Below are 7,968 nucleotides of genomic sequence, written 5' to 3'. Positions count from 1 at the left end.
TGCTCGCCCGGATCCGCGCCCACCGGACCGGCCACCGCCCGCGCCGACCGCACCGCCCCCGGCCGCGCACCGCGCTGCTCGCCCTCGCCTCCTGCGCCACGGCCGCCGTCACCGCCACCGCCCTGTGGCCGGACCCCGGTCCACCCGGACACCCCGCCCACGTCCGGGTCTTCAACGCCGAACGCGGCTGCCAGGACCGCACCGACCGCGACCTCCAGTGCAGCCTCGGCCTCGCCGTCGACCCGACCCGCCCCTACACCGCGGGGAACGTCGTGCCCACCCGCGTCTGGCACAACGACACCCTCGACGCCGACTGCCAACTCCCCACCGGCCTGCCCGTCATCAACGAGGAGGACCTCACCTCCACCCTCTGGTACCGCATCCACCTCCCCGGCCCCACCACCGCCTGGCTCCCCGCCGTCCGCACCCGCGACCGCCCCGCACTCCTGCGCTGCCCCTGACCGCCGCCGGGCCCCACGTCCTACCGGCCGCTCCCACCCGTCGCCGCCCCGCCGCCCGTCATCGGCCCGCCGCCCGTCGCCGCCCCGCGCAGGGACACCCCGAAGTGGGTACGGAGCCGCCGCACCTCCCACCAGGCCACCGCCGTCACCGTCGCGGGACCGGCGACCACGGCGCCCAGCTGGACGGGCAGCGGACCGGGCGGCAGCCCGCCGAACACCAGCCCGATCACGGCGAGTTCCCAGACCAGGACGCCGGTCAGCACCGGCGGGAACACCGGGTGCACCCGGTCCATGGTGAAGGCCGTACGGACCACCGTCGGCGAGGCGAACACCACGAACATCAGCACCCAGACCGGCACCGCCAGGACCAGAAGATCGAAGACCTGCCCGACCAGCAGCACCCGCACCGACCCCCGCAGCTGCCCGGCCAGCCACAGCAGCACCGGAACCGCCGTGCACGCGCCCACGTACTGCAACGCCATCAGCACCGCCGGTCGCACCTGCGCCCGCATGGCCGGGCGCGCGGCCGGCCCGGCGAGCCGGAACAGCACCCCGACCACGACCGGCGCCGTCACCAGCACCAGCACCGGAGTGACCGTCAGCCGCAGCTCCACCTGGTCGTTGGCCTCGCTCCAGTCGTCCGGCGACCCGTACACCGCCAGCACCACGAACCCCGCCGCGAGCGCCAGCCACCCCCGGGCCTTCTGCACCCGCAGCACCATCTGGTCGGTGATCCCCCGCGGCCCCGGCACGACGAACACCCGCCGCGCCAGCCGCCGCGCCGACCTGGCCATCGGGTAGAGCCCCAGGAACATCAGGAACGGCCACAGGCAGAACAGCACCGGCACCAGCGCCCACCCGCCGACAGCCCGCCGGGCGGGCGCCAGCAACTCCCGCAGGGTGGGCCACTCCTCACCCCGGAACCGCTGCCAGAGCGGAACGCCCTGCTGCCGGAACTCCCCCTGGTGGAAGGGGTTCCGCTGGTAGGAACTCTGGTCCCCGTACGTCACGCCAAGTCCTCACGCGGTCGCCGCCCTGCTGCCGGTACCCGGTCAGCCCTTGCAGCGCCGCACCCTACTGCCGCCCGCCCACATCCCGCACGCCCGGGCACCCATGCACCCGGGCGCCGCGCCGTACGGTGACGTGCGGTCAGCCGGGTGACGCACCGGCCCCGGAGGCCCGGGGGTCAGTCCTCGGCCCGCCCCCTGAGGCCGTCCAGCACCAGGTCCGCCAGGCGCTCCGGCAGGTCCGGCCCGATCGGACGGTGGCCGAGCAGGGCGCGGGTCTGGAGCGGGGAGCAGAGCAGCTCCAGTGCGAGGGCCGTGTCGGTGCCCGCGGGGAGTTCCCCGCGGTCGACGGCCCGGTCGACGATGGCGCCGGCCTGATCGAGGCGGGACTGCCAGAACGCCTGCCAGGCCTTGGCGAGGCCGGGGTCGCCGGAGCTGAGCGAGGCCGCCTGCGCGACGGACCGGCCGGCCGGCGTGGCCAGGTACTCGGCCAGCGCGCGGGCGAAGGCGGCCAGATCGGTGCGGACGGCTCCGGTGTCGGGGACGGGGATGCCCTCGCTGCTCCCGGTCAGCATGGCGTCCAGCACGAGCTTCTCCCGGCTGCCCCAACGCCGGTACACCGTGGTCTCGTTGACCCCCGCGCGGGCCGCGACCCCGGCGATGCTGAGCCGGGTGATGCCCTCCTCGGCCAGCGCCTCCAGGGTGGCCGCCAGAACGGCCTGGCGGACGCGTGCGGCGCGGCCGCCCGGGCGGCGCCGGACCGCCTCCGCTTCTTCCTCGGTCATGTGTCGATCACCTCGGCCATCACTCTAACGCAGGACTTCTTGCATTAAGCGGCATCCAGGCGCATAGTCGCTAATGCAAGAGTTCCGGCTTTAAACGCAGCAGGAGGCACCACCATGTCCTTCACCTGGCCCATGGACCCGCAGGACCTGTTCGTCGAGCGCTACCCCCAGATGACCCTCGGCCTGCCCGCCGACGAGGTGGACGCGGTCCGCGCCGCCGTCACCGGGATGTGGCCCGACCGGCCCGGCGGCTGGGTGTACGAGTGGTCCGCCCTCGCCGCCCGGCACGCCGCGGCCGGGCACCACCGGCCGGCCGCGCAGGCGTACGGCTGGGCCAAGTTCCCCGCCCTGGCCGACGGCCCCAAGCGCACCGCGCTCACCCGCCAGGTCGAGCAGTACCTCCTCGCCGCCCCCGGCTTCCCGGTGGAGTTCGAGCGCCGCACGCTCACCGTCCCGTACCGCGGCGGCGAGACCACCCTGCCGGTCCACCTGATGGCCGCCCCCGGCCTGCCCTCCGACGCGCCGGTGGTGCTGGCCAGCGGCGGGGTGGACTCCTGGAAGACCGACCTGCACGGCATGTGGGAGCAGCTCGCGCTCACCCTGCCCGCACGGCTGCTGCTGTTCGACCTCGCCGGCACCGGCGAGACCGCCCACCTGCCGATGACCCCGGACGGCGGGGCCGAGGTGATCGCCGGACTGGTCTCCTTCGCCCGCACGATCGGCAACGGGAAGGTCGGCCACTTCGGCATCTCGATGGGCGGCTACTACTCCGCCCGGAACGGACTGACCGGCGCGGTGGACGCCTCCGTGGTGCTCGGCGGCCCGGTGGAGCGCTCCTTCGCCGCGGGCCGCGGCTTCGCCTTCGGCATGGAGGGCATCGTCGGCAACGCCCTGGGCTTCGACACCCTGCCGAGCCCGGCCGAGCGCGAGGCGGCCTTCGCGGCCTTCGACCTGCGCCCGCTGCTGGACCAGGACGCCAACGGGCCGATGCTGGTGGTCAACGGCACCGAGGACGTCCACGTCCCGCTGGACGACGCCCTGGTGTTCGAGGGCCGCCGGGACACCCGGGTCGAACTGATCCCGGACACCGGCCACTGCGCCATCTCGCGCTTCGGCGAGGCGATGGCCGTGATCACCCCCTGGCTGGCGGACACCCTGGCCGGCTGACCCGGCGGTCCGGTCGGGACCCGGGCCCGCCCGGCGCCGCCTACGAGTCAGGCCCGCGCCTAGGAGTCAGGCCTGGTCGCCGCCTCCGGCCCGGGCGGTGACCAGGCCGGACTCGTAGGCGGCGATGACCGCCTGGGCACGGTCCCGGACGTCGAGCTTGCCGAAGATGCTGGTGATGTAGTTCTTCACCGTGGAGGCGCTGATGTCCAGCGCGCGGGAGATCCCGACGTTGTCGAGGCCGCCGGCCATCAGCCGCCACACCTCGATTTCCCGGGGCGTCAGCCCGCCCACGTCGGCCGGCGGCTGCGGGGCGCTCAGCGGCGCCCGGACGTAGGTGGAGATCAGCCGGGTGAGCAGCCGCGGGGCGACCGCGGCCTCGCCCGCGTGGACGGTGCGGATCGCCGCGCCCAGGTCCTCCGGCGAGACGTCCTTGGGCAGGAACCCGTGGGCGCCGGCGCGCAGCGCGGCCACCACGTACTCGTCCATGTCGAAGGTGCTGAGGGCGAGGACCCGGCAGCCGGGCAGGGTGCGGGCCAGCTCCCGGGTCGCGTCGACCCCGTCCAGGACGGGCATCCGGATGTCCATCACCACGACGTCGGGGCGCAGCCGGTGGGCGAGGGCGACGGCCTGCTCCCCGTTCTCGGCCTCGCCGACCACCTCGAAGGACGGGTCGGGCGAGAGGATCAGCGACAGTCCGCGCCGCACCAGCGGCTGGTCGTCCGCGATCAGGACCCTGATGCCCGGCGCCGCGCTCACCGGGCGGCCGTCCCGTGCTGGACGGCCGCGTCGGCCGTCTCGTCGGAGGCCAGCGGGATGTCCGCCAGCACGGCGAACCCGCCGTCCGGCCGCGGGCCGGCCGCCAGGGTGCCGCCGTGCAGGGCGACGCGCTCGCGCATGCCGATCAGCCCGTACCCGCCCCGGCTCCCGGCCGGCGGCTCCTGGGCCGGCCTGCCCCCGCCGTCGTCGCACACCTCGACGGTGACCCGGTCGGGACGGTAGGTCAGCAGGACGCGGGCGCGGGCGGGCCCCGCGTACTTGCGGGTGTTGGTGAGGCCCTCCTGGACGATCCGGAACACCGTCAGGCCGACGGTCGGCGGCAGCGGCCGACGGGGCCCGAGGACGCTGAACTCCGTCGGCAGGCCGACCCTGCGGGACTCGTCCACCAGCCGGTCGAGGTCCTCCACTCCGGGCTGGGGCGCCGGCGGGGCGGCGTCCGGCTCGTCGCCGGCCCGCAGGACGTTCAGGAGCTGGCGCATCTCGCTCAGGGCCAGCCGCCCGGAGGACTCCAGGGTGACCAGGGCGTCCCTGGCCACCTCCGGGTTCGCCAGGTTGGCCCTGGCACCGCCGGCCATCAGCTGCATGGTGGTGATGTGGTGCGCCACGATGTCGTGCAACTCCCTTGCGATGCGGCGGCGTTCGCCGGCCACGGCGCGGTCTGCCAGCAGCTTGCGGTTGGCCGCCACCTCCCGTTGCCAGCGCGCGACCCCGAGGCCGGCGCCGGTCACCAGCAGGGCGGAGCAGGAGGTGGCGACGAGCCCCTGCCAGGTGGGGAGCCCGAAGTGGCTCTGGCTCAGCATCGTCAGCACCGTCGTCGCGGCGGCGGCCGCGGCCGTCACCGGGCCGGTGCCGGCCCGGGCGACCGAGTACAGGCCGACGATCAGGACGGCGCCGAAGTGGTCGCTCGGCGGGATGGACAGGTCGACCCCGGCCTCGATCACCAGGACCGCGGCGAGCGCCGGCAGCGGGCGGCGACGGCGGACGAGCAGCGGCAGGGCCGACAGCGCGACGAGGAGCAGGCCCGGCGCGCTCACCCTGCGCACCCCGTCCAGCTCGCTGAAGAGCAGGTAGTTGAGCAGGTCGAGGGTGCAGGCGACGGCGGCGACCAGGGCGTCGGTGTGGGTCCACGGCGCGCTGTCGCCGCCCTGCGGCGGGCCCGTGACCGTGGCCTCGCCGGGCCCGTCCGCCGCACCCGCCGTGCCTGCCGCACCCGTAGCGGGGCTCTGCCGCCCGCCCATGTCCACTCCCCCTTCGCGCCCGGCCCGCGCCGTACGTCCGTCACCGGCCCCGGTCGGGCGTCCACCCGCGCTGATCAGCCCCGACGGGTCCATTGTGTCATCGGCCCACCCCGCCCCGGCATGGTCCCAGCGGCCGATCACGGCGGCCCCGACCAGGACCACGGTCCCGGGTCCCGGCCCGGCCGGGGAGCTGGGGCCCCGGTGCGGATCGTCCGGCGCAGGGACGTCCGCGGCCCGTCCCGGGTGATGGTCTGGAACCCGGCCGGGAACCCCCGGAGCCGAGACTGCCGTTTGCGGACGTTCGCGTCCACCGTCGGAGGAAATCGTGATCCGCGCACTGACCGGGTACTCCACCAGACACCCCTGGAAGGTCATCGTCCTGTGGGTGGTGCTGGGGGTCGCACTGAGCGGCCTGACACCGACCCTGATGGCCCGCGTCACCCAGAGCCAGAGCGCGGACTTCCTGCCCGCCTCCTACGACTCGGCCGCCGCGCTGCGGATCGCCGAGGAGAACTTCGGGCTGAAGGCCGACGCCACCACGGTGACGGTGCTGGTCGCCAGGACCGACGGCGCCGCCCTCACCGCCGCCGACCAGCAGCGGATCGAGGCCGAGGCGGCGAAGCTCGCCGGGCGCCGGGTCGCCATGCCCAGGAAGAGCGACGAACCGTCCTTCCTCGTCCCCGACCGCTCCCAGACCCCCCGGATCGCCCCGGCGATGACGGCACCCGACCGGAGCTTCGAGCTGCTCTCCGTCGAGCTGGTCGGCAACCCCGCGGACGAAGGGGTGCAGGGCGTCTTCCGGGCCTTCCGGGACGCGGCCAGGACGCAGTTCTCCGAGGCGGGGATGCGCACCGGCTACACCGGAGGACTCGCCGACGCGGTGGACACCGCCGACGCCAACGGGACCGCGGTCAAGGTCGGGGGCGCCCTCGTCATGGGGCTGATCGTCCTGCTCAACGTGCTGGTGTTCCGCAGCGTGGCGGCGGCCCTGCTGCCGCTGCTCGCGGTCGCCATGATCGGCGGCACGGCCGGCGGGGCGGTGGCCGGCGCCGCGATGCTGACCGGTCTCAAGCTCGACGCCGGCACCCCCGGACTGATCTCCGTGGTCCTGGTCGGCATCGGGATCGACTACCTGCTGTTCCTGCTCTTCCGGTTCCGCGAGCAGCTGCGGGCGCGGCCCGAGCAGCCCGCCCGTGAGGCGGCGGCCCAGGTCTCCGCCCGGGTCGGCACCGCGATCACCTCGGCCGCGCTGACCATCGTGGCCGCCTTCGCCACCCTCGGGGTGGCGAGCTTCGGCCAGTTCCGTTCGCTGGGCCCGGCCATCGCCATGGCGGTCCTGGTGATGCTGCTGGGCAGCCTCACCCTGATGCCGGCGCTGCTCGCCGCGTGCGGCCGCGGGATGTTCTGGCCCTCCCGCACCCTGAGCCACCGCCCGCGCGAGGGCTTCGCCGCCCGCTTCGGCGCGCTCGTCGCCCGCCGGCCGCTGCCGATGCTGCTCGCCGCCGTCGCCCTGCTCGGCGTGCTGGCCGCCGGGATGGCCGGGATCCGGATGGACTACGGCCAGGGCGGCGCCACCGAGAAGACCCCGGCCGCGGCCACCGCCGCCGAGATCTCCCGCGCCCTGCCGGCCGGCGTCTCCGACCCGACGAGCGTCTACGTCGTCACCACGGACGGCTCCACCCTCGCCCCCGAGCGGCTCGACGGCCTCGCCCGGGCCCTCGCCGGGGTCGACGGCGTCGGCAAGGTCGGCGGAACCGCCTTCGACGGGGGCCGGCACGCCGCCAGGATCGACCTCTACCTGAACGCCGACCCGCAGAGCCAGCGGGCCCGTGACCTGGCCTCGGGCCCGGTCCGCGCCGCGGTCGCCGCCCACACCCCCGCCGGGACGACGGCCCACGTCGGCGGCACCGCGGCGGTGTTCGCCGACATCTCCGTCGCCGTCGACCACGACCTGGCGGTCGTCTTCCCGGTCGCCGCCGCCCTGATCGCCCTGATCCTGCTGGTGCTCCTGCGCAGCCTGCTCGCCCCGCTGGTCCTGATGCTCTCCGTCGGGCTCGGCTTCGCCGCCACCCTCGGCGCCGCCACCCTGCTGTTCCAGCACGGGCTGGGCGAACCGGGCGTCAGCTTCACCCTCCCGCTGGTGCTCTTCCTGTTCGTGGTGGCGCTGGGCACCGACTACAACATCCTCATCACCGACCGGATCCGCGAGGAGATGCGGCACCCGGGGCCGACCCGGGCCGCCGTCGCCCGCGCCGTCCGGCACACCGCGCCCGCCATCGCCACGGCCGGCCTGGTCCTGGCGGGCTCCTTCGCCACCCTCGCCGCCACGCCGGGCAGCGAGCAGATCGCCTTCGCGCTGACGCTCGGCATCCTGCTCTCCGCCGTCGTGCTGTCGCTGGTCCTGGTGCCCGCCGTGGCCGCGCTGCTCGGCCGCGCCATCTGGTGGCCGCTGCGCCCGGCGCGCCACCGCACGGCCGCGCCGGCCCCGGAGCCCGTCCACGTCCCCGCGCCCTGACCTGCCTCCCCCGCCACC

The 7,968-nt window shown here is 75.4% G+C and carries 6 protein-coding genes and 1 pseudogene; 3 read left to right on the top strand and 4 right to left on the bottom strand.

Annotated features, from left to right (window positions below):
* Positions 1-461: pseudogene (locus BU198_RS25000) on the top strand (serine/threonine protein kinase); the annotation flags it as partial.
* Positions 462-481: 20 nt separating this feature from the next.
* Here the strand turns inward: BU198_RS25000 and BU198_RS24995 are convergent.
* Positions 482-1,471: a hypothetical protein gene (locus BU198_RS24995; protein ID WP_188299114.1), complete on the bottom strand. Its 990-nt coding sequence runs from the start codon at positions 1,469-1,471 to the stop codon at positions 482-484.
* 176 nt (positions 1,472-1,647) lie between these two features.
* Positions 1,648-2,253: a TetR/AcrR family transcriptional regulator gene (locus BU198_RS24990; protein ID WP_188299113.1), complete on the bottom strand. Its 606-nt coding sequence runs from the start codon at positions 2,251-2,253 to the stop codon at positions 1,648-1,650.
* Positions 2,254-2,367: 114 nt separating this feature from the next.
* On the opposite strand from BU198_RS24990, the gene BU198_RS24985 reads away from it, so the two are divergent.
* Positions 2,368-3,420, top strand: a complete 1,053-nt coding sequence (locus tag BU198_RS24985) for an alpha/beta hydrolase (RefSeq protein ID WP_188299112.1) — start codon at positions 2,368-2,370, stop codon at positions 3,418-3,420.
* 66 nt (positions 3,421-3,486) lie between these two features.
* Here BU198_RS24985 and BU198_RS24980 read toward each other — a convergent pair whose 3' ends face one another.
* Positions 3,487-4,176, bottom strand: coding sequence for a response regulator (locus BU198_RS24980; protein ID WP_188299111.1), 690 nt, complete (start codon positions 4,174-4,176; stop codon positions 3,487-3,489).
* Positions 4,173-5,435 (bottom strand): sensor histidine kinase, encoded by a 1,263-nt coding sequence (locus BU198_RS24975; protein WP_188299110.1) that lies wholly within the window; start codon positions 5,433-5,435, stop codon positions 4,173-4,175. Before BU198_RS24975 ends, BU198_RS24980 begins: the two co-directional genes overlap by 4 nt.
* Positions 5,436-5,760: 325 nt before the next feature.
* Here BU198_RS24975 and BU198_RS24970 point away from each other — a divergent pair, with 325 nt between their 5' ends.
* The gene (locus BU198_RS24970) at positions 5,761-7,950 is read left to right on the top strand and encodes an MMPL family transporter (RefSeq protein WP_188299109.1); all 2,190 of its coding nucleotides are present in this window, start codon (positions 5,761-5,763) and stop codon (positions 7,948-7,950) included.
* Positions 7,951-7,968 lie beyond the last annotated feature (18 nt).

The sequence above is a fragment of the Streptomyces sp. CBMA156 genome, from assembly GCF_014596515.1.
Lineage (GTDB): Bacteria > Actinomycetota > Actinomycetes > Streptomycetales > Streptomycetaceae > Kitasatospora.
The sequence above is the reverse complement of the archived record's forward strand: the minus strand, read 5'-3'. Positions and strand labels throughout refer to the sequence as shown.